Annotated in this window: 15 protein-coding genes; 10 read left to right on the top strand and 5 right to left on the bottom strand. The window is 46.3% G+C overall.

Translation table 11 applies throughout. The annotated features are described in order from the left end of the window. Positions 1 to 165: 165 nt before the first annotated feature. From pstC to hppD, 7 genes are all read left to right on the top strand, one after another. Positions 166 to 1,167, top strand: a complete 1,002-nt coding sequence (gene pstC, locus QUB14_RS15135; protein WP_333217706.1) for a phosphate ABC transporter permease subunit PstC — start codon at positions 166 to 168, stop codon at positions 1,165 to 1,167. A 2-nt stretch (positions 1,168 to 1,169) separates the two neighbouring features. After that, positions 1,170 to 2,150 (top strand): phosphate ABC transporter permease PstA, encoded by a 981-nt coding sequence (gene pstA / locus QUB14_RS15130; RefSeq protein ID WP_333217705.1) that lies wholly within the window; start codon positions 1,170 to 1,172, stop codon positions 2,148 to 2,150. 55 nt (positions 2,151 to 2,205) lie between these two features. After that, positions 2,206 to 3,057 (top strand): phosphate ABC transporter ATP-binding protein PstB, encoded by an 852-nt coding sequence (pstB, locus tag QUB14_RS15125; protein ID WP_333217704.1) that lies wholly within the window; start codon positions 2,206 to 2,208, stop codon positions 3,055 to 3,057. Positions 3,058 to 3,333: 276 nt separating this feature from the next. Then, a complete protein-coding gene (locus QUB14_RS15120; protein ID WP_333217703.1) occupies positions 3,334 to 4,605 on the top strand; it encodes an APC family permease in 1,272 nt (423 codons plus the stop codon). Positions 4,606 to 4,647: 42 nt separating this feature from the next. Further along, positions 4,648 to 6,057 carry an NYN domain-containing protein gene (locus tag QUB14_RS15115; protein ID WP_333217702.1) on the top strand — a complete coding sequence of 470 codons (1,410 nt, stop codon included), beginning with the start codon at positions 4,648 to 4,650 and terminating at the stop codon, positions 6,055 to 6,057. An 83-nt stretch (positions 6,058 to 6,140) separates the two neighbouring features. Then, positions 6,141 to 6,848, top strand: a complete 708-nt coding sequence (locus tag QUB14_RS15110) for an SDR family oxidoreductase (RefSeq protein WP_190663739.1) — start codon at positions 6,141 to 6,143, stop codon at positions 6,846 to 6,848. A 401-nt stretch (positions 6,849 to 7,249) separates the two neighbouring features. Continuing rightward, positions 7,250 to 8,311 (top strand): 4-hydroxyphenylpyruvate dioxygenase, encoded by a 1,062-nt coding sequence (hppD, locus tag QUB14_RS15105; protein WP_333217701.1) that lies wholly within the window; start codon positions 7,250 to 7,252, stop codon positions 8,309 to 8,311. A gap of 20 nt (positions 8,312 to 8,331) precedes the next feature. On the opposite strand, the gene QUB14_RS15100 is transcribed toward hppD, so the two are convergent. Continuing rightward, entirely contained in the window at positions 8,332 to 8,865 is a 534-nt protein-coding gene (locus QUB14_RS15100) for a GNAT family N-acetyltransferase (protein ID WP_333217700.1), read from the bottom strand. Next, the gene (locus QUB14_RS15095) at positions 8,846 to 10,993 is read right to left on the bottom strand and encodes a diguanylate cyclase domain-containing protein (RefSeq protein ID WP_333297230.1); all 2,148 of its coding nucleotides are present in this window, start codon (positions 10,991 to 10,993) and stop codon (positions 8,846 to 8,848) included. The genes QUB14_RS15100 and QUB14_RS15095 overlap by 20 nt, the downstream gene beginning before the upstream one ends. 478 nt (positions 10,994 to 11,471) lie before the next feature. On the opposite strand from QUB14_RS15095, the gene QUB14_RS15090 reads away from it, so the two are divergent. Next, on the top strand, positions 11,472 to 12,155 hold the full coding sequence (locus QUB14_RS15090; protein WP_333217698.1) for an HAD family hydrolase: 684 nt from the start codon (positions 11,472 to 11,474) through the stop codon (positions 12,153 to 12,155). 269 nt (positions 12,156 to 12,424) lie between these two features. On the opposite strand, the gene QUB14_RS15085 is transcribed toward QUB14_RS15090, so the two are convergent. Beyond that, positions 12,425 to 13,036, bottom strand: coding sequence for a CPP1-like family protein (locus QUB14_RS15085; protein ID WP_190663744.1), 612 nt, complete (start codon positions 13,034 to 13,036; stop codon positions 12,425 to 12,427). Between the two features lie 243 nt (positions 13,037 to 13,279). Beyond that, positions 13,280 to 14,158 carry a peptidoglycan editing factor PgeF gene (gene pgeF, locus QUB14_RS15080; RefSeq protein ID WP_333217697.1) on the bottom strand — a complete coding sequence of 293 codons (879 nt, stop codon included), beginning with the start codon at positions 14,156 to 14,158 and terminating at the stop codon, positions 13,280 to 13,282. 431 nt (positions 14,159 to 14,589) lie between these two features. On the opposite strand from pgeF, the gene QUB14_RS15075 reads away from it, so the two are divergent. Next, on the top strand, positions 14,590 to 16,419 hold the full coding sequence (locus QUB14_RS15075; RefSeq protein WP_333217696.1) for a peptidoglycan DD-metalloendopeptidase family protein: 1,830 nt from the start codon (positions 14,590 to 14,592) through the stop codon (positions 16,417 to 16,419). A gap of 187 nt (positions 16,420 to 16,606) precedes the next feature. Further along, complete coding sequence (locus QUB14_RS15070; protein WP_333217695.1) at positions 16,607 to 18,910, top strand: hypothetical protein; 2,304 nt, start codon at positions 16,607 to 16,609, stop codon at positions 18,908 to 18,910. A 63-nt stretch (positions 18,911 to 18,973) separates the two neighbouring features. On the opposite strand, the gene QUB14_RS15065 is transcribed toward QUB14_RS15070, so the two are convergent. Continuing rightward, a complete protein-coding gene (locus QUB14_RS15065; protein WP_333217694.1) occupies positions 18,974 to 20,167 on the bottom strand; it encodes a glycosyltransferase family 2 protein in 1,194 nt (397 codons plus the stop codon). Between the last annotated feature and the right edge of the window lie 298 nt (positions 20,168 to 20,465).

Below are 20,465 nucleotides of genomic sequence, written 5' to 3'. Positions count from 1 at the left end.
AATGTATGACTCAAAACTCATAAATTATCAGCTTAATGTGCGCTAAATTTACTATGTAAGGTGCGCGCTGCACCCCCTACAAACCAGGTTTGCAGCGCGCACCAACCCCCTTAGAATAACTCGTCTTTCAAGCAAACATTTCGCTTCTTACGCAATAATTCCGGCATGACAAATCCTTCCAAAAAACGTAAAAAAGTGACTCGGGAATCGCCCGAAATAAACACAGCATTAGACTTGACAGATACTTCTGGTGAAGGTTTATTGATCGAGTCAGGATTTACAATGTTTGTATGGGCTTTTGCCTTAGCGACAGCGGGTACGCTGTTCTGGATAAGCGCGATAATTTTTAAAGATGCTTGGCCAGCTATTAGCAATTTTGGGCTCTCCTTCTTGTGGAATCCCAAGTGGGATATCGGCGAGTTGCAGTTTGGGGCCTTGCCGTTTATTTACGGCACTGTGATTAGTTCTGCGATCGCCATAATCATCGCACTTCCTTTAGGGCTGTCAGTAGCTATAGTTACTAGCGAGAACTTCTTACCCCCTTGGGTGCGATCGCCCTTGGGATTCATGGTTGAATTAATCTCGGCTATTCCCAGCGTAATAGTTGGCCTTTGGGGAATTTTTGTTTTGATTCCCTTTTTGTTGCCATTGCAGCAGTCATTGTTTAATAATTTCAGTTGGTTTCCCCTGTTCAGCAGCGAACCTTTAGGCCCCGGAATGCTGCCGGCAGGAATACTGTTATCAATTATGATTTTGCCAACAGTAGCCGCCATCAGCCGCGATGTATTGCTATCTGTCCCAGTAGATTTGCGAAGTGCTTCGATGTCCCTCGGTGCCACCCGCTGGGAAACAATATTTAAGCTGTTATTACCAGCAGCTAGTTCAGGAATTATAGGCGCTACAATCTTGGCATTGGGGCGCGCTTTAGGCGAAACAATGGCCGTCACAATGGTGATTGGCAACTCGATTCAAATAAACCAATCCCTGCTAGCTCCCAGCTACTCAATTCCTGCGGTTTTGGCAAGTCAATTTCGGGAAGCTCTCGAACCGCTGCACATTGGCGCTTTGATGTATTTAGCCTTGATTCTATTTGTCATCACTCTGTTGGTGAATGCAGTGGCAGTATTGCTGGTTAAGCTAATGGGCGTTAAGGGAGCTAAAAATTAAAAATGACTCAAGCACAAAAATCAAACAGTATTCTGGATGCAGAAATCTACAACCCCCTGTCAGTGAGCAGAACTTTGTTCAGCCGGGGAATGACACTTATTGCCTGCTTTCTCACAGCTCTTGCCGTGCTACCTTTGTTCGCTATTTTGTACAAAATCCTGGGGGAAGGACTTACACATTTGAGCTGGGAAGTGCTAGTATCTTTGCCCGCACCCGTCGGAGTTGAAGACCAGCCCAACGGCTTTGCCAATGCCATTCTAGGCACTGCTTTAATGGTGGGAATTGCGACATTGATCAGCGTCCCTATCGGCGTAATGACGGGAATATTTTTGTCTGAGTTTGGTAGAGAAAACAAAGCGATGGCCAATAGTATTCGCTTTATCACCGTCATTCTCAGCAGCGTTCCGTCGATCGTAGTTGGCGTCTTTTCCTACGCCCTAATTGTCGTTACTACCAAAGCATTTTCATCATTAGCAGGCGGTTTTGCCCTCGGCATCATCATGCTTCCAGTTGTTGCTCTGACAACAGAACAAGCATTAAAATTAGTGCCTACTTCTTACCGCCTCGCTTCTGCTGGGTTGGGAGGCGGACGCTTTCAAACTATGTTTCGCATTATCATACCCTCAGCGCTTCCAACTATTACCACAGGTATTTTACTCGCTGCTTCCCGGGCCGCCGGCGAAACCGCACCGCTGATTGTAACGGCGTTGTCGAGTCAATTTTGGCCTCCTTTAGTTGATAAATTGGGCGAGATAATGCAGTCTCCCATAGGTGCAGAAACTATCTCAAAACTCAAAGAAATTCCCGAGACACTGCTGACTCCGACTCCTTCTATGTCGGTATTAATATATAGCTACGCCAGCTCTCCTTACAAGGAGCAGAACGAATTGGCGTGGACTGCTGCCTCTGTCCTTTTGGGTATGGTTTTAATTGCTAGCGTCGCATCCCGTACAGTAACTCGGAAACGCTTGCAAAACCGATAAATCAATAACTAAAGTGCATTGTTCAGTCAAATACTAACAATATAACCCGCAAATAATGAAACCTAAAGCTAACTTGAAAGCAGAAAACTATACAGATCAATTCCTAGACGATGTTACCCCGGAAATTGACCCCAATGCAATGCCAGCACTGCGGGTTCAGGACTTGAGTTTTTATTACGGAACTCACAAAGTCTTAGAAAATTTATCGATGAATATCCCTCACCCGCAAATTACGGCGATTATTGGCCCTTCAGGTTGCGGCAAATCTACCTTTCTCAAAGCTCTCAACCGGATTGGTGAATTGGAGGGAAAGGTTCAAATTAAAGGAAGAGTAGAGTTTTTTGGACAGGATATTTACAGCCCGAAAGTAAACATTAATAGTTTGCGCCGCCAAATTGGGATGGTGTTTCAAAGGCCGAATCCTTTTCCGCTGAGCATCTACGATAATATTGCTTACGGGGTGAGAATTTTTGGTCGCAAAAGCAAAGCAGAATTAGATGAAATTGTGGAATCTGCACTTAAAAGTGCGGCGCTTTGGAATGAAGTAAAAGACGATTTGAATAAATCAGCTCAGGGGATTTCGGGCGGACAGCAGCAGCGGCTTTGTATTGCTCGCGCTTTGGCGGTAAAGCCGAAAATTTTGCTGATGGATGAACCTTGTTCTGCTCTCGATCCGATTTCAACGATGAAGATTGAGGAGTTGTTTCAGACTCTGCGGCAGCAGTTAACTGTTGTGATTGTGACGCACAATATGCAGCAGGCGGCTCGTGTTTCTGATTACACGGCATTTTTTAATACTGATGAAAGTCGCATCGGCCGGCTGGTTGAATTTGGGCCGACAAGTAAGATTTTTACTTCTGCGGGTAATTCGAGTACGAGAGATTACATTCAAGGCCGTTTCGGTTAATACCAGGGTGTTTTGCTTTCTCTCACTCGCTATATTATGACAGGGGCTTAAGTCCCTGTCTCACAGTTAAAGTTCTCTTAGGAAAACTCTGAAATAGTAATAGTATTTGACTTACTATTAACTCAGATTTGGCAACATTCTCAATAAGTATTTCAGTCCTCCTAGCTGGGGACTTGATTTTTGAGGCGGGGGTGTAGACCCCTGCCGGAATTATTGCAAATATTACTAGATGTAACCTAATATCAGTATGGCACTGAACAGAAAACCGCTATATTTATGTCTTCACCACTTCTGAAGCGAGAGTTAGGTGTTTTCGGCGCAACTCTCATGGGCCTGGGATCGATTCTTGGCACGGGAGTATTTGTGAGTATCGGGATTGCAGCGGAAGTTGCTGGGCCGGGAGTGATTTTGGCTGTGGGTATTGCGGCTTTAGTTGCTGTTTGCAATGGCCTTAGCAGCGCTCAATTAGCGGCCAATCATCCGGTTAGCGGCGGTACTTATGAATATGGCTACAAATATCTCAATCCTTGGCTGGGTTTCACTGCGGGCTGGATGTTTCTGTTGGCGAAAACGGCTTCTGCGGCTACTGCGGCTTTGGGTTTTGCGGGGTATTTTTTAAATGCAGTTGGTGTAGCCGATCGCACTTACCTGATCCTAACAGCTTTAGTCGCCCTCGCCGCCCTCACTTTAATTGTATTGACGGGAATTAGGCGATCGAATATTGCCAATACTGCCATAGTCTCAGTTACACTTCTATCCTTAGCGGTGTTTGTTGCTGTGGGTTTGCCAGAGGTAAGGTGGCAAATGCCCGCGCTACAGAATGATAGCTCGATCGGCTCCATCTTCCAGGCCACCGCCCTGATGTTTGTCGCTTATAGCGGTTACGCCCGCATTACCACAATGAGCGAGGAAGTGCGGGAACCGAGGGAAACCATTCCCAAAGCCATAATTTTTACTTTGGTGCTGACAATGCTGCTTTACGTGGGGGTAGCAGTAGTTGTCGCAGGCGCGGGGGGAGGCGATAAATTGTCTTTACAACCAGGCGGCACGGTTGCACCCCTGGAAGTCATCGCCCGCAGTTTCCCAATTCGAGGAGTTTCTCAACTGCTAGCCGTCGGCGCAATTACCGCCATGTTGGGAGTCTTGCTGAACTTAATTTTAGGGCTCTCGCGCATCTGGCTGGCGATGGGGCGGCGCTTGGATATGCCGAGAGTCTTGGCGCGACTGAATCCTGCGGGGACAACTCCCTACGTGGCTGTGGTGGTTGTCGAAGTTACGATCGCACTTTTAATCCTCGTCGGCGATGTCAAAACCACTTGGTCATTTAGCGCTTTTAGCGTTTTGATATATTACGCTATCACCAACCTCGCCGCGCTGCAACTTTCCCCCGCCGAAAGGCTTTATCCGCAGTGGTTGGCTTGGGCGGGTTTGGGAAATTGTCTGTTTCTGGCTTTCTGGGTGGAGAGGGAAATTTGGCTGACAGGATTGGCATTAATTGCCGCCGGTTTAATTTGGCGGGCGATCGTCCGACTCCCGGCCAGAAACTAGAATTGTGATAAATTGAAACAGCATCCCGCATTGTAGAGGGCCATGCCCGATCGAACCCCCTTGCTGGCGACTCAAGAATCTCTCGCATTCAGCGCCATCAGTCGCTATATAGCTCAAACCCTAATTACCATTCAGGAACAGCATCCCGAATGGATAGCTGAAAAATACAGGAAAACCCCCTGGGCCAAACCTGAGTTTCAGTCTGTTTTGATTGGAAAATTGACAAAAAGTTTCACAGTAGCCAGCGATACAGATTCCCTGCTGCTGACTGCGAAAAAATACCTACAAATTCTGCTGGTTCCAGAATTCGTTAATTCACCTCAATTCAGCAAATTATCGGTCAAAATTCAGCAGCTAGCCCAATCTCAAACAGCACCAGCTAAATCAGAAAACTCAGTTTCCTCAGAACCTCCCACTCCAACAACCAATCAACCAGCCCCGCTTCCTCTCGGCATTGCTATCTTGCTGCTAGATGTCGAAAACTTGCAACTCACCATCGAAACCGAAAAATTCCTAGAGGGAATTTGCCACTATCCCATCCAAATCAAAGTTGCCTTTGCCAACTGGCGCAGCATGGGCAAGAAAGATGCCGAATTTCACCAGCGGGGCTATCAACTAATTCACGTCCCCCCCGGCAAAGACAGCGCCGACTTAAAAATGGCTACAGTCGGCGCCTCGATTTTCGTACATTATCCCACAGCCAAAGAGATTTTTGTCTGTTCGTCCGATCGCGCCCTCACTCACCTCAGCAATACACTGCAAGCCCACGGATTAACCGTATTTCAAGTCCGCAAACAAATAGATAAAATCATAGTTTTAAACAGCAAAACCGGACAAATGGAAACCCATTCCCTTGTAACCATACCGGAAATTACACCCCTAGAACAATTAGTTGTTCAACTAAAAGAATTAATCAAAAAAGAGCAAAAACGCACCTCAACTCAGTGGATAAAAGTTTCTACTGTTTCAGCTTTATTTAGGGAAAATTACGGCTTAGTGCTCAATCAAGTTGTTGCCCATCATTTGCTAGGTACTAAAACCCGGGATATCTTTCTTAAATATCCCACCGATTTTGTCCTCCACAAACCCTCAGAAGTTTCTCAAACTTATGTCACTCTTTTTGAAGTAAAATTATCGCCCCCACCGCCAATACTTAGCCAAGAAATTCTGAATAACCACCAGGCAGCACCTGCAACTTTAACTGATATTAATTCTCTGGAAGACTTGGAAAGAGCTCTTGTCAAAATCGTTGGCGACTTAACCGGCAACTCTCGTGAAAATTCTGTATTTCTCTCCAATGTAGGCAGCGAATTTCACAGACAATACGGCAAACAAATTACCCAAATAATTAAAGATTTTAATCTCGGTAGGAAATTTACTAAGTTTTTGCAATCCTGCACTTCTCTCCAGCTAAAAAAAGCCGAAAAAGGCTGGCAAGTTTCCCTCAATTAATTAAAAATTAAAATATATCAACCTCCCCATTACTAGCAACTTGAGCTATCATACAATCGGGACGTAAAGAAATGTAAAGGGATATGCAGGACAAAGTTGTGGTTGTGGTGGGTGCAACTGGCGGCATCGGTTCAGCGGTGGCCCGCAAACTCGCTGATGCGGGTGCGAGGCTAGTGCTCGCCGCCAGAGACAGCAGTAAATTAGACGCTTTAGCTAGCGAACTTTCGGCAACAGAGGTACTGTGCGTACCCACAGATATCACCGATTTGCCCCAAGTCGAGACGCTGATGCACAAAGCTGGGGGGCATTTCGGACAAATTGATGCCCTCGTAAACGCCGCCGGTGCCGGAATTCTCAAGCAGTGGAACAAGTTAGAACCCGCTGATTTAGATGCAATGCTTGACTTGAACTTGAAAGGCAGTTTTTACACGTCTCAAGCAGCGGCGAATGTGATGAAAGAGCGCAAATCCGGCCATATTTGCAATGTCATCGGGATTTTGGGCAAGCATTCGATGGCGATGGGAACGGCTTATTGCGCTTCAAAGTTTGGGGTAGTTGGTTTCAGCAAGTGCATGGCAGATGAACTGCGACGCTACGGTATTAAGTTTACGCTATTCTATTTTGGCGGGGTGGATTCTCCATTTTGGGATAATGTGAGTTTGAAGGTAGACAGGTCAAAAATGCTGACTACCGACACTGCCGCCAATGCGATTATGTTTGCTCTTTCGGCTGACCCGCAAGCTGTGCCGATGGAGATTAATATTCAGCCGGAAAGTCATTTGTTTTTTTAGCTATTGAGGAGTGATTTGAAGGCAGAACGCAGCGGAAGCTGAAGGCAAGAAAAATTATGATATTTTTAGGTTTGAGAACTTGTACAGCAGTTAATTATCTAGGGTGCATGGGCTCGCGCATCTTACTCCTATAAATAGCACGTCAAACCATTTTTTTGCCTTAGTCCTATTGGTGAAGGCCTAGCGGTCAAACCTAAGTTATCGCACACACCGGGTTTCTTTTAAGGGCCGACTTATTTCTACCTTCAGAGGGAGCTAGGATATTCAATCTTTAGGTTATTATTAACTGGGCGCGCAATAAAAAATATGAAAAATCTCCATTACTCAATTCCTCCCTTGCAATTTCGCCTTGAAAATCAGCAGATTTTCCATTTTTCAGTTTCCATTTTCAATTATTGATTATGGAGTTCGATCGCATTCAATTTTACGTTGAAAACGCTAAAGTATCCCGCGAGTGGTTTGTCAGCCAGTTAGGCTTTCAATCAATAGCAGGTTATGCCAACAGCCACACTCACACTGAAGTTGTCAGCAGTGGCAATGTATGTTTTGTTTTATCTTCGCCCCTGACACCCGCTAGTCCCGCTGCTAGTTGGTTGAAGTTTCATCCTCCTGGGATTGCCGATGTGGGTTTTCGGGTAAAAGATATTGAATTAGCGGTAGCTAGAGCGGCTGCTGAAGGCGCTAAAATCCTGGAACCGATTCAAGAAGACCTAAACGCAGGAGGCTACTTTAAGCGGGCAAAAATTTCGGGCTGGGGAGATTTAAGCCATACGCTCGTGGAGCGAATTGGCAGCCATTCACTGCTATCGGCTTCGGATAAGCGGCCGTTGTTTACCCGGATTGACCACGTAGTGTTAAATGTTGAATCAGGCGATTTGTCAAGTGCTGTTAGTTGGTATCAAAAAATATTAGGTTTTCAACCGCAGCAAAATTTTGACATTCAGACTGAGAAATCGGCTTTGCGGAGCCAAGTTATGGTGCACGCTGAAGGTGGGGTGCAATTCCCGATTAATGAACCGGCATCAGCTAATTCTCAAATTCAAGAGTTTTTGAGCGCAAATCGGGGGCCGGGAATTCAGCACATGGCTTTGCAAACTAATAATATTGTGGGTGTTGTTGCCGATTTGCGATCGTGCGGTTTGCCTTTTCTGCCGGTTCCTCCAACATACTACTCCGAATTGCAGCAGCGGCAAAACTATTTGCCCGCAGATTGGCAAGCAATTGCAGCTTGTCAAGTTTTGGCAGATTGGCAAGAAGATACTCCCGCAGCGATGCTGCTGCAAATCTTTACCCAGCCAATTTTTGCAGAACCGACTTTCTTTTTCGAGATTATTGAGCGCCGAGTTAGTTTAGTTAACGGCAAACAGGTGCAAGCTGGAGGTTTTGGGGCGGGGAATTTTCGAGCTTTGTTTGAGGCAATTGAACGGGAACAAATGAAGAGGGGAAGTTTGATAGATGATTGAAAAAATTTCCACTTTTTAGGTCATACAGGCCTGTTAATCAGCACTGCGATATCTTTCCAACCGTAGGCAATTTCTTTGAGTGCAACTCCTGCTCTACTTGTTTGCTGTTCGTCTACTTTTTCACCTCCTAAGAATTCATAAAACCTATAGGCTGAATTGTCTCCTAGTACCCAAACTAGCATCGAGTTCAAACCTAACTCTGCCAATTTTGTGGCAACTGTTCTCACGAGTTGCCGTCCGATTCCTTGACGCTGATATTCCTCCAAAATATAGATGGCAAATAATTCTCCTTTATATACATATTTGCCGGTGCGTTCGGAACCACCTGCCGCAAAACCCACAATTTGTCCCGAGTCATTCTCAGCAACGCAGACAAAAACCCCAGTATTTTTGACGTTTGCCAGGATTTCTTGCCAACGGCTTTCTCCTTTTTCATAGGACAGTTGCGCGAGGTAATCTGTGGGTACAATTTTTCGGTAAGCTGTCCGCCAAGTATCTAGATTAACCCGTGCGATTGCAGGTGCGTCCGCGATTTTAGCTTCTCTCACAATCATCAGAAAATACTCCCTTCCCGGCCTGAAATTCTCTTTTCAAGTCTAGGTCAACTATACGATCGCGCCCTTCTAGTTTAGCTCGATACAGGGCTCGATCGGCCTGTCCAATTAACTCCTCAATCGATAAACCAGCAGCAGGTACAGTAGTAGCGATACCCATACTAAGAGTTATAAAATTACTTACCTTGGAAGCAGCATGAAAAATTGCCGCTGCTTTCAAATCGCTGCGAATTGCTTCAGCTATCTGCTTTGCTCCTTGCACATCAGTGCGCGACAAAATTACCGCAAATTCTTCCCCACCGTAGCGGGCCGCTAAATCTCCTGCGCGCTGAGCCTTGCTAGCTAAAATCTCGGCTACTTGTTTTAAACATTCGTCGCCTCCTTGATGCCCGTAATGATCGTTGTAAAGTTTGAAAAAATCGATATCGCACAAAATTAAAGACAGCGACTCTTTTTCTCGCTCCATCAACTGCCATTCTAACTCCAATTTTTTGTCAAAACAGCGGCGGTTGGGAATTTGAGTCAATCCATCCACCGAAGCGAGGCGCTGCAATTCCATGTTAGCTGCTTGTAATTCTAATTTGGCTTGTTCTAAAGCTAAATTTTGCCGAGCTAATTCTTCACTTTGGCGTTTTTCTTGTTCGTACAAAAATCGGATTGAAGCTTCAGCTTCTTGCAATTCTTTCTCTGCATATTTGCGCTTGACAAATTCCCCTAATTGAGAACTTACCACAGCTATTATCTGAAGTAAATCTTGATCCGGTGGCAGTTCTTCCCGGCAAAAAAAAGTCATTACTCCTACAACTTGGCTCCTAGCGTGAATGGGGAAACCGAATCCCGAGCGCAGTCCCGCTTCCTCGGCCAAGCGCGATCGCACGAAATTGCGATCGCCCACAAGATCGGTAATCCACTGCGTAGAACCGCTTCGGGAAACCGCTCCCGGCAAACCCTCACCCGCAGCGAAAGTAATCTGCTCATCGTTTTCGGCAAACTCCCTAACTTCCTCCGCTGCCTGCCAAACTGCCACCCGCCGCCAACAAGGAGTTTCCTCGATCGGACAGCAAAGCGGCAGGCACCAAAGCGGATCTGTTTCAGATTTTATTTCCTCACCCCATCTAGTTTCTTTCTCAACCTCTGCAGGCGTCCAAAGTTCGCCAAAATCCCACCCAAAACTTTGGCAAATAGCTTGCAAAATTTTCGGAGTTGCGCTATCTAGAGAAGTTGATTCTGACAGGATATGAGTAACAGCATACTGTGCTTCTTGACACTTTTTTATGCGTTGTTGCTTGGTAATGTCTTTGCCGATATAAACAAAATCTTGTATAACCTTGCTATCTGCATCCGGGCTTCCTGTGCTTGTCTCGAAAGTAGAGCATGAAAACGCAACAATCAGCTTTAAACCTATTTTCGTTTGGCAAGCTACTTTTACTTGAGGCCAATATTGGCTTTTAAGTGCAGGAGGTAGCTGGCTGACTTTGCGTAACAATTCCTCCTCAGCCGTAATCATGGATATGGATTGGCCGATTAATTCCAATTCGGTATATCCAAATAATTGCTGTGCAGCTTGATTCACTTTTTTGATTTGGCCCGATGTTCCTGTTACGAACAAAACATCCCCTAGGGAATTAATAATTTTGTCAATATAATCGCCAGCCGCAGCTAAGTTATCACCTTTAATAGTTGTTTTGTTGGCAGCCTGAACCATGGTTGGCTGAGAGCCAATGCTATCTGTTACATCTTCACATAAAATAATCAATCTGTCAGCATTGGCTTGTCCCTTATAACCAAAAATATACAAGTTTAGATACAAATAAGAGCCATCTTTGAGAACTCGGCTAATTGATTTTAACTGACAATCTTGCTGTCGTTCTTCAATAATATCTTCAAGAATTCCTTCAATTCCGATAAGTTCGGGAAAACTATCGCGCACGTCTTTTCCTTCGCCTACTTCCTCATGAATGTAGGCAAAATCTTGCACTTTCAAAGATATTTCTTTAATCTTAAGTTCCCGATCGACTGTGAGGTATTCAATCCTGCGTAAGGATAACAGCTTATAAAGAAGAATATTAATACTTCTGGGGCTGCTCTCTACAGTTAATGTGGGAAGCATCTCGTTATTGTAGAGCATCTCTCTCAAAGGTTAGCCGGTAAAGTTAGTTGTTGTTTGGCTGCGATTTATCATGGGAATTTTTATACTGGCAGATGTCATCACCTGTTACCGGTGGCAAATTTATGCAAACAGTACACTTTGGATTCTCCAAGCAGTTTTTTGCTTATTTTAAAAATGGGGTCAAATATTAATTTGACCTACTTTTTGTGAGAAAACGCAGTCAAAATCATCCTCTGTTGAGGTTGAGATTTATGAAGAATATGTAGCGGTTTACACTATTTGTGCGGCACATTTTAATTTTAAATTCCCCGATATGGCTTACAACCGCTAAAGTTGAGGAACAGCACAGTTTAATTCAAATGTTTGCTTTAATTAGCACCATTCCTATAGACCTTACCTCCCCTGGGTATTTGTGTCAATTTTTGTAAAGAAAGTGTTACCTTTAAGTGATATAGTATCGAAGGATTTGTATAAAAGCTTAAAAATACTCTGCTAAATGCTGAGACTTATTACCGACTTTGACGGCCCGATCATGGACGTGTCCGATCGCTACTACCGAGTTTACCAGTATTGTCTCGCCGAGACTAAGCGTTCGGACCAACCAGTGCGCGAACTCCCCAAAGCCGAGTTTTGGGACATGAAGCGCGCGCGGGTTCCCGAAACCGAAATTGGCATCCTCTCAGGATTAGATGCAGATCAAGCCCGCGATTTTGCTCAGAAACGCCGTCAAACCGTACACACCCTACCCTACATGGTTTACGATCGACCAGTCGCCAGCGCCGTGGAAACCCTCGAAAAGGTGCAGCGCGCTGGAGTAGACTTAGCGGTGATGACCATGCGCCGCGTTAGGGAACTAGATGAAGCCTTCAACCGCTGCAATTTAGGGCAATTTTTCCCAGAAAACCGCCGCTATTGCCTCCCCAACGATTACGTTAAAACCGGGGATGTCAAAGATAAGCCGCTGTTGATGGCCAAAGCTCTCGCCGAACTGCCGCCGGCTTCTGACACTTGGATGGTTGGCGATACGGAGGCGGACATTATAGCAGCAAAAACGCACGGTGTCAAGGTAATTGGTGTTTTGTGCGGAATTCGCGATCGCACCCAACTAGAAATGCACCAACCGGATTTAATTGCCAACAATTTGAGCGAAGCAGTTGAGATTATTTTAGATAGTCAGTAGTCAGTTGACAGTTGACTGTTGACAGTGGGCAGTGGTTAATTATTGTTATTGGTTAATTGTTATTGGTTGGTTCGTAGGTTTTAGGTGTTAGTAGTTAGTTGATTGTTACCAATTACTAATTACCCATTTACAATTACCAATAACTAATGACTGTTGATGGTTGACTAATGATTGAGGACTGTTGACAACTGTCAACTGACAACTGACAACTGACAACTGACAACTGACAACTGACAACTGTCAACTGTCAACTGTCAACTGACAACTGACTATCGCAGAAAACCGCTGACCAGCCACAGAATTAAAAACGTAAACAAAGCGATAAATTTCTCTGTTGTTATAAATGCCGGACTGACCAAAGAACCCAAAAAGCCTCCCAGCAACAAGCCTATAACCAAGCCAGCCACAGTCAGCAGCACAGCCCGACCAAATTTTTGTTCCTTGCGATTAACAAAATAAAGACAAGAGCCGACCCCAAGAGCCAGAGTCAACTGTAGTAAACCATCATTAGCTGCCGGATAAATACTCAGTCCGCCTAACCCCACATACACCCCAGCCGGCCACAAAATGTCCGATCGACTAGGAGTATCAATTAGCCGCTGCAACCAAGCTGGGCTGCCACTAGGAGGAGAGGGAGTAAAGCTTGGGGGTGGCGGAGTCAGCCGCTCGGGAAAGCGGATGCGTTCGGGTACTTTAATTTTACCTTCCTGTCGCTGCCGCAGGCGATCCATGAGGATCGCATCGTAAGCGGCTTCGAGCAATTCCAAACGTTTCTTGTCACCGCTGTACTGCTCAGCTAGGCGCGTGCGGGCCTCTTGCACTTCATCAAAGGAAGCATCTTCATCGACTTCAAGCAGTTGATAGGGAGTTGGCTCACTCATGGTAATAACCCGCTGAAGACTCTCGTTATAGAGTAATCTTAACAAGAGAGGAAAGCGGGGCGGGGGCTCTGCCGCTTTCCCAAAAGTTTTGCTGCTAGTTTTTGGTGCTTTAAAACAGGAACCAGCAAACCTTACGAAAATAGAAACTAGAAGGCATTTGGCATTCGTAAATAAAAAATAATGAATCCAAAGATTTTTATTTTTATCTTGGCCGTCTAAAATTTTACCTTCTGCCAAATGCCCTCAGAAGGGACTTGTCCCGCAGGCACTCACAATTCCCGACCACTGGACTTTTTTAAGTCGATCGCGGCGGTAGGAAAAAAAGCGAGCCGAGTCAGAATAAGTACAGAAAGGAGCCATCGCCACTTGAGAAACATCGATTCCCAACTGCTGCAATTGCAGAGCATTGCAGAGGCGAACATCCAAGCGTACTTTTCCCGGTTCTGGATCGGCTAAGACAGGCGTTTCCGGCAGTTGGTGCAAAAACTCTAGAATGCCGTCGGCTGTCGCACTAACGCCACTCTTAGGAGCAATGGTGGCTCCCAGTTCCGCTGCTACCTCCACAGATACCTGGTAAACCTCTCCAGCGATCGCCGGCCCCATAGCAATCTTCAGATTTTCTAGTTGACTGCCTTGTGCCACAAGTTGAGCGATCGCCTCTGGTAATATCTTAGCAGCAGTCCCGCGCCAACCCGCGTGAACTGCAGCAACGAGTCCCGTGCGCTCGTCAGCAATCAGCACCGGCACACAGTCAGCCGAGCAAACCCACAGCGCCTCCAATTCTCGCTCGGCTACCAAGCCATCAGCCTCAGCATAGCTTGGGGCAGCGGTTTCCGGGCCCGGAGCCACAACCGGGGACAACTCACTCGTTTTGAGTACCGCATTGCCGTGTACCTGTTGGAGTCGGTAAACCTTAGCTCCAGGTTCGAGAACTTCCGTCAGCTCGATCGGCCCCCGGGGCGAGAACTCGCGAGTAAAAAAGCCGTGAGACCAGCGAGAAAGCAAGCTGCAAGTCAGATACGGCAAGCCTTCAGAACTCTGCCAGTCCCAACTGATACCCTCAGGCTCTCCGGCGCACTCAGAGTCAGGAAAATTTGTCAAGCGATCGCCAGCTACAGTCATGAAACCTATCCATCCCCAAGCGAATCATTTAGCTTGTATTCTAAACAATCAACAATTTTCTCCGCGAAGTTTAAAGGCAGCGCCAGCTTTAAGGAAAAAATCGCGATGAAGCAGGCGGTTTTAGGACAACCGACTGCGCCGAAATTTTGCATAACCCGAGAAATATAGGCAACTAATTAACATAGAGGAACGCCAAAGCGCTATCATCAGTGTGGCCGTCAGACACTTCTAGGCAAGTGCCATCGGGATCAAAAAAACCGGATATCGATCGCGACTGAATGTGCAAGGTATTCGAGCTTGTTCTATGTGCAAAAAAAATTGCCTCAAGCCCGGTAAAATCAGTTAGGTCTGTATATAAAGACAAGGATTGCCATACATTCGATCCTGACTTCGAGATCCTTGTGCCCCCTGTTGAGTTGGGAAAAAAAATCGTGAAACCAGTTCCAGACAAGCAAATAACAGCCCCTTTGAACACCAAACAGCAAAAAAAGAACCCTACAGGCACCCGGACTCGATCGCGCCTTTTGTCCGATCGCTCACTGCTGGTGGGACTGGGTTGCCTTGCCAGTCTGGGACTGCTCAGCAAAGGCCTAGTTTGGGCCCAAGCCGAAACTCCGCCAGCAGAACAAGCCGTCCCCGGCGCAGCAGACCTCCAGCCATTATTTGAAGCTCCTCTCCCGCCCCCGGAACCCGAATACAGCCAAGTGGAGCCAGAACCATACCCTGAACCTGAACCGCAGGCAGAAGTTCCGCCGTCCGAGGCTTTCGATGCCGCACCGCCGTCCGAGCCGGAGTACGCCAGCGAACCACCTCCCACGCAATATTATCTGCCAGAACCCGCGCTGATTCCCCTGCCAGAAGCGACGGCCCAGGAGCCGCCTTTTGAAGCGCCAGTTAACCCAGCCCACGCTGAAATCGACCAAACAGACTACAGCATTGGCGCTACCAGCGAGTACCAAGAGTACGAAGCGCCAACAAGTATAGAGTTTGCAGAACGATCGACAGGCTGCGAAGGAGGTGGCGATTTGTGCGCGCCTCCTCCTGTTTCCGAGCCGGTGACGGCCGATGCCGGAGAACCCAACTACAGCCCAGAACCTCCGATCGCAGACGACGGCTATATTGCAGCCCCTCCTCCTCGAAATCTGCCAGAAAGCATTCCAGACAATGTTGGGGAAACTGTAGCGGGAAATAGTAGCGGAAATCCTGTCAGTAAGATCGGTCAAGCCGTTCAACAAATAGGCAGCCAGGTTTGGGGGGGTTCAAATCCGCCGGAACCAGCCTACGCACCCCCGCGCTACCCAGCAAACATCGGCTACTCGGCAGACGCAGGATACTCGGCAGACACTGGATACTCGGCAAACATCGGCTACTCGGCAGACGCAGGATACTCGGCAGACGCAGGATACTCGGCAGACGCAGGATACTCGGCAGACGCAGGGTATTATGCCGGATCTGCATCTTACGGTGGCGGCGCTCCAGCGCCCAGCATGGGACTCGGGCCGGTTCAAGTCGGTGCCATTAGTGTCAGCAGCGGCAGCAATACCGGTTTTGCTTACTACAATCTCACGCCGCGTCCCGCAGGCCTGCCCGGAAATGGCAACACCAGCTTGCTGTTTCCGCTATCTATTGCTTCGGCAATTACTTCGCCGTTTGGTTGGCGGACTCATCCGGTTATGGGCTACGGCAGGTTTCACACCGGAACGGACTTGGGGGCCCCGATGGGAACGCCCGTACTGGCAGCCTATGCGGGTCAAGTGGCGATCGCCGATTGGTTGGGCGGCTACGGTTTGACAGTGGTTCTCAACCACAACAAAAAGTCTCAGGAAACTCTCTACGCCCACCTTTCGGAACTGTTTGTGAAACCGGGAGAGTGGGTGAAACAGGGAGAGACGATCGGCCGCGTCGGGAGTACGGGAATGTCTACAGGGCCTCACCTTCACTTCGAGGTTCGGCAAATGACTGACCAGGGTTGGGTGGCGATCGACCCGGGCTCTCAGCTAGAATTCGCTCTGGCAAAAATGATCGGCAGTTTGGAAACCGCCAAAGTACCGCAAATGCCGAAAATGGTGGAAATACAAACCGCTAGCGGACTCAAGGATTTGGAAAACGATCTGCCCCAGCTTCCACCTCTGCCGCTGGGAATGGACATCGAAGTTCACAACATCCAGCCGCCATTCCCGGAACTGTTAAAAGCTGACATTTCCGGGCCCAAAGACAAGCAAGCCCCCAAACCCAAAACTCAGAAGCAAGCTAGCAGGTAAAAATGGCGGCTTGGATAGATTAATTTTTTTAGGGGCGGGCTATTCGCCCACCCCGCAAGAAAATTGATGTTTTGTAGAATCGGCCCTCCTAGCCTGTTGCTGAGCATGGTGTAAAATGTGTTGATATCAGCTCCGATGGATTTCTATTTACCAGAAAAAGCCTGGGAACGACGAAAAACCAATAAAAATGGGTAACTGGCAGCTTATGCTAATAGCGCAGCATTTGTGGGAATTAATTTTATTTCTGATTATTGTATTCGGCCCGATTCCCTTAAGCTTGTCTCTGGCATTCGAAAATCAGAACGAAAACAAGAACTCTTCATTTCCCCATTTTCTCCTCGTACTCCTGACGGGATGGAGCAGTGCACAAGTTTGTATCGGCTTGATTTTAGGAAGTGCCGAGCGACTAAATATTTCTGCGGTCATTATAGTAGAAATTCTGATTGGTGCGATCGGCTTAATCGTCATTTATGCCAAAAACCACAGAGCTTTTACCTTCTCGCAGTGGCAGATTCCCCAAATCAAGCAACCTCTGGGCCAATCCGAATATCTAATTATTGGTGCCGCCGCTTTTGCAGGATTTGTGATGTGGGAAACTCTAGCAACCAAACCCACAACCAATTATGACTCATTGTGGTTTCACCTGCCTGCGATCGCCCGATGGTATCAAACCCATTCATTTACATTATTAGATGCCGCCGGAAATTGGATTTTCGATCACGAGCAAGCACGAGTATATCCCTACAATTGGCACGTTTTGTCTGCTTTGTGTTTGCTCCCCTTCCGAGAAGATTTTCTCACAGCTTTTCCCCTGCTAATTGCGTGGGTACTTGAGGGAATTGCAGTTTATCTATTGAGCGTAAAATTTGGAGCCACTCGAATTCACGGTATGGCAGCAGCATCTTTAGTATTGACAGTACCGATGGTGATTAACCAAGTTAACACCATTCACCCCGACTTACCGCTAGCTGCAATATTTACAGTGGGTTTGTATCTAGGTTTATCTTATCATAGCAGCCGCTCGCAATCCGAACTCTCTCTCTTTCTGGCAGCCACAGGAATCCTAGCCGGAATAAAAATTACTGGGATAGTCTACGCAGCCTCACTTTTAGCAGGATTAGCAATATTAGAAATTAAAAGATTAGCCCTTAATAAAAATTCCCCACCAGCTAATTTTAGAATTCGCCACTCTCTCAAACCAGTCTTGCTGTGCGGCATAGCTTGTTGCTTGTTTTTAGGAGGTTTTTGGTATGCGAGAAACTTGCTGCACGTCAATTATCCTGTCGGCGAGGCTGGTAATATTAAAGTTCCCTTACAGTCTTTTCCCTTACCATCTCCCGTAACGCAAGCAACACCTACCCTGCCTGCGCCGTCATCTTCGCCGTCTTTCAATATTTGGAAAAGCAATTTAGCAGCTCAATTTAATCCCAGCAATATTTCCCACTGGCAAACTGTCGGCTTACAAATTATCATTAGATTGCAACTGCCCTTTCTGGCGATCGCACTTCAGGTATTGGCAGCACCTCTGGCTTTGATCGAAGGTAAAATCAGAATTAATCAAAATAATATCATTTTAATGATACTTCTCACCAGCACCGGAATTCTGTATTTAATCACACCTTACACGTCGGGTACTGCGGGAGAGTCGAGCGGTAAAATAAGTCCTATACTCGGTTTTAACCTCAGATACGGATTTCCCTTTTTAAGCTTGCTAGGCATTGCAGCCGCAGCTACAGCAACTAAGTTAAAAACTAGAAATCGCGTTGTTGTGGCAGTTGTTTTAATTAGCAGTATTTGGGGCATTATTAGCAGCACAATTTTTGACATTATTAGAAATGCTTCTTTTACCGGAAACAGTATTGTTTGGGGGAGCGGCTTGATTGACACGTTTAAATCTAATCTCGAAGAAGCCATCACTCTTGTGATAAAAATCTTAACTCCCAGTTTACGAAATTTAGGAATATACCCGTTACTTTATATTGGATTACTGCTGCTGGGTTGGATTCTATTTAAGCACAATCCTAGTTGGATATGGTTTAAAAATCTACTCACCAGCCTAAAAAAATCGAGTTACATAATGATAATTTGTGTCTGTATAGCATTGATGGTAAGTGCTAGTTTGGTGGCGAGGGAAAAGCGAGATGTTGCTCGCACCGAACTGTATCGCGGAATTTACGAGTATATTGATAAAAATACAGTACCAGATGAAAGAATAGGCTTCTTTTTAAGTTCGCGCAGCTACCTGTTTTACGGGATAAATTTGGACAGACAAGTTTTATATGTGCCGTTTAGAGCCGATCGACTTTCGGCATGGATTGACAACCTGCGGCAAAATAAAATTAGGACTGTGGGATTCGGGCCCCTGACTGAGACAAACGCAGCTACTAGGAAAGCTCTATCTTGGCTGACAAGTGCCCAGGGCCCGCTGCAACCAGCTTTCGGAAAAGATTTTAATACTGAGCCAGTGTTGTATCGCTTGAAAAAGTGGTAACTGCTCACCGCCACTGCGTTGCGGTGAGTAGTTACGTTTTAATAGCCTTAATTTCTTTTTTCATTAAGACAACTCTGCTTTTGTCGGTGGCGTGGCGCTAATGTTCACTTGAGGGAGCGTGTCAATATTTGTTTGATTTCGCTTGACAAGGAGGGAAATTGAGCGGTGAAAAATGTTGCCTATCGTTATCATTAATTCGATATTTTGGCGCCGGATCTCTACCAACACCTCCCGGCTGATCAGTTGCTTATCAGAGGATGGCGTATCTTCTACTCTCACAGGTGCATCTAGAGCCTCCTGATGTTTCCTAGACTGCTGGGATAATAGGTTTAAAAGGCTCTTTCCCAATACTCTGTAAAAGCCAGAACGGCATAAGGGTGAGATGCATTCAGTTTTTAAAGCTTGGAATAGCCAAAATAGCGCGGTGCGATCGCTGCCGTTGCGGCTGCTTTGGTGCGCTAAGTACAGCAAAAAATTACTGGTAGATAATCGGTGCAGGAAATCGGGAATTTCGGGATGCCGTTGCTTGGCAGCTTGCAGCATCAAAGATTGAGAATTCGCCATTGTCGTATAGTTGGTAGACATAGTGTTATACATCCTGCGATAGCCAATTGAAAATTCCGGCACGGCTCGAAATTGATAAATCTCTGCTATCCGCAGGTACAAGTCCCAGTCTTCACAGCCTTGAGCATTCCTTTCCTTCAATGTCTTGTCATAAACCCCCACCTTTTCCAAACAACTGCGACGGATCAGAGAAGCACTCGCGTTTCCTATAAAGTTGTGACAGATGAGGGTTCCGTACACGTCACCTTCAATTCTATAAGACCGGAATCCTCCTGTTAGCAATCCTTTTTCATCCAAGTCCACTGTCCACGAATAGACGACCCCTACTTCTTCCCCTCCCTCCAACATACATTGAACTTGTTTTTCTATGTTTTCAGGATACCAAATATCATCGGCATCAATGGGGGCAATATATTCTCCTCTCGACTTCTGAATTCCTAAGTCTCGAGCAGCAGCGACTCCAGCATTTGGCTGTTTCAAAAGCTGGACGCGAGAATCTTTTTTGGTGATTTTTTCTACAATTTCAGCGGTTCGATCCTGGGAACCGTCATCGACTACTAAAACTTCAATTGCGGGATAAGTTTGAGCGAGAACAGATTTCAGAGTTTCTTCAATAAATGGCTCAGCGTTGTATGCAGGGATAATGACTGAGACGAGAGGCAAAGAGAGGGATTTTTGAGAATCAGGCTGCATTGGCTTTCAAGAAGATTTTTCAATATTTTTGTTGCTTTCTCGATTGGCTGCTCTACCTTACCCTCCTCGCAGTCAGGACTTAGACATTTGGTGAAAGAGACAGCCAATAGCTGCTAATAATAAACAATTCTACCGCATTATTAGTTAAACGTCAATGGGAGATAGCACGTCTAAATGAGTTGTGCAAATCAAGAGAATGATGATAGACTCAAACAAAAAATGTAAGGATTCAGGTCTAAACCAGGGGTATTAAAGATGGGGTCTGCACAGCAGGATTAACCCTCGCTTTAATAGCTTG

The sequence above is a fragment of the Microcoleus sp. B3-D2 genome, from assembly GCF_036705345.1.
Lineage (GTDB): Bacteria > Cyanobacteriota > Cyanobacteriia > Cyanobacteriales > Microcoleaceae > Microcoleus.
Note: the sequence above shows the minus strand (reverse complement) of the source record. Positions and strands in the feature narration are given on the sequence as shown.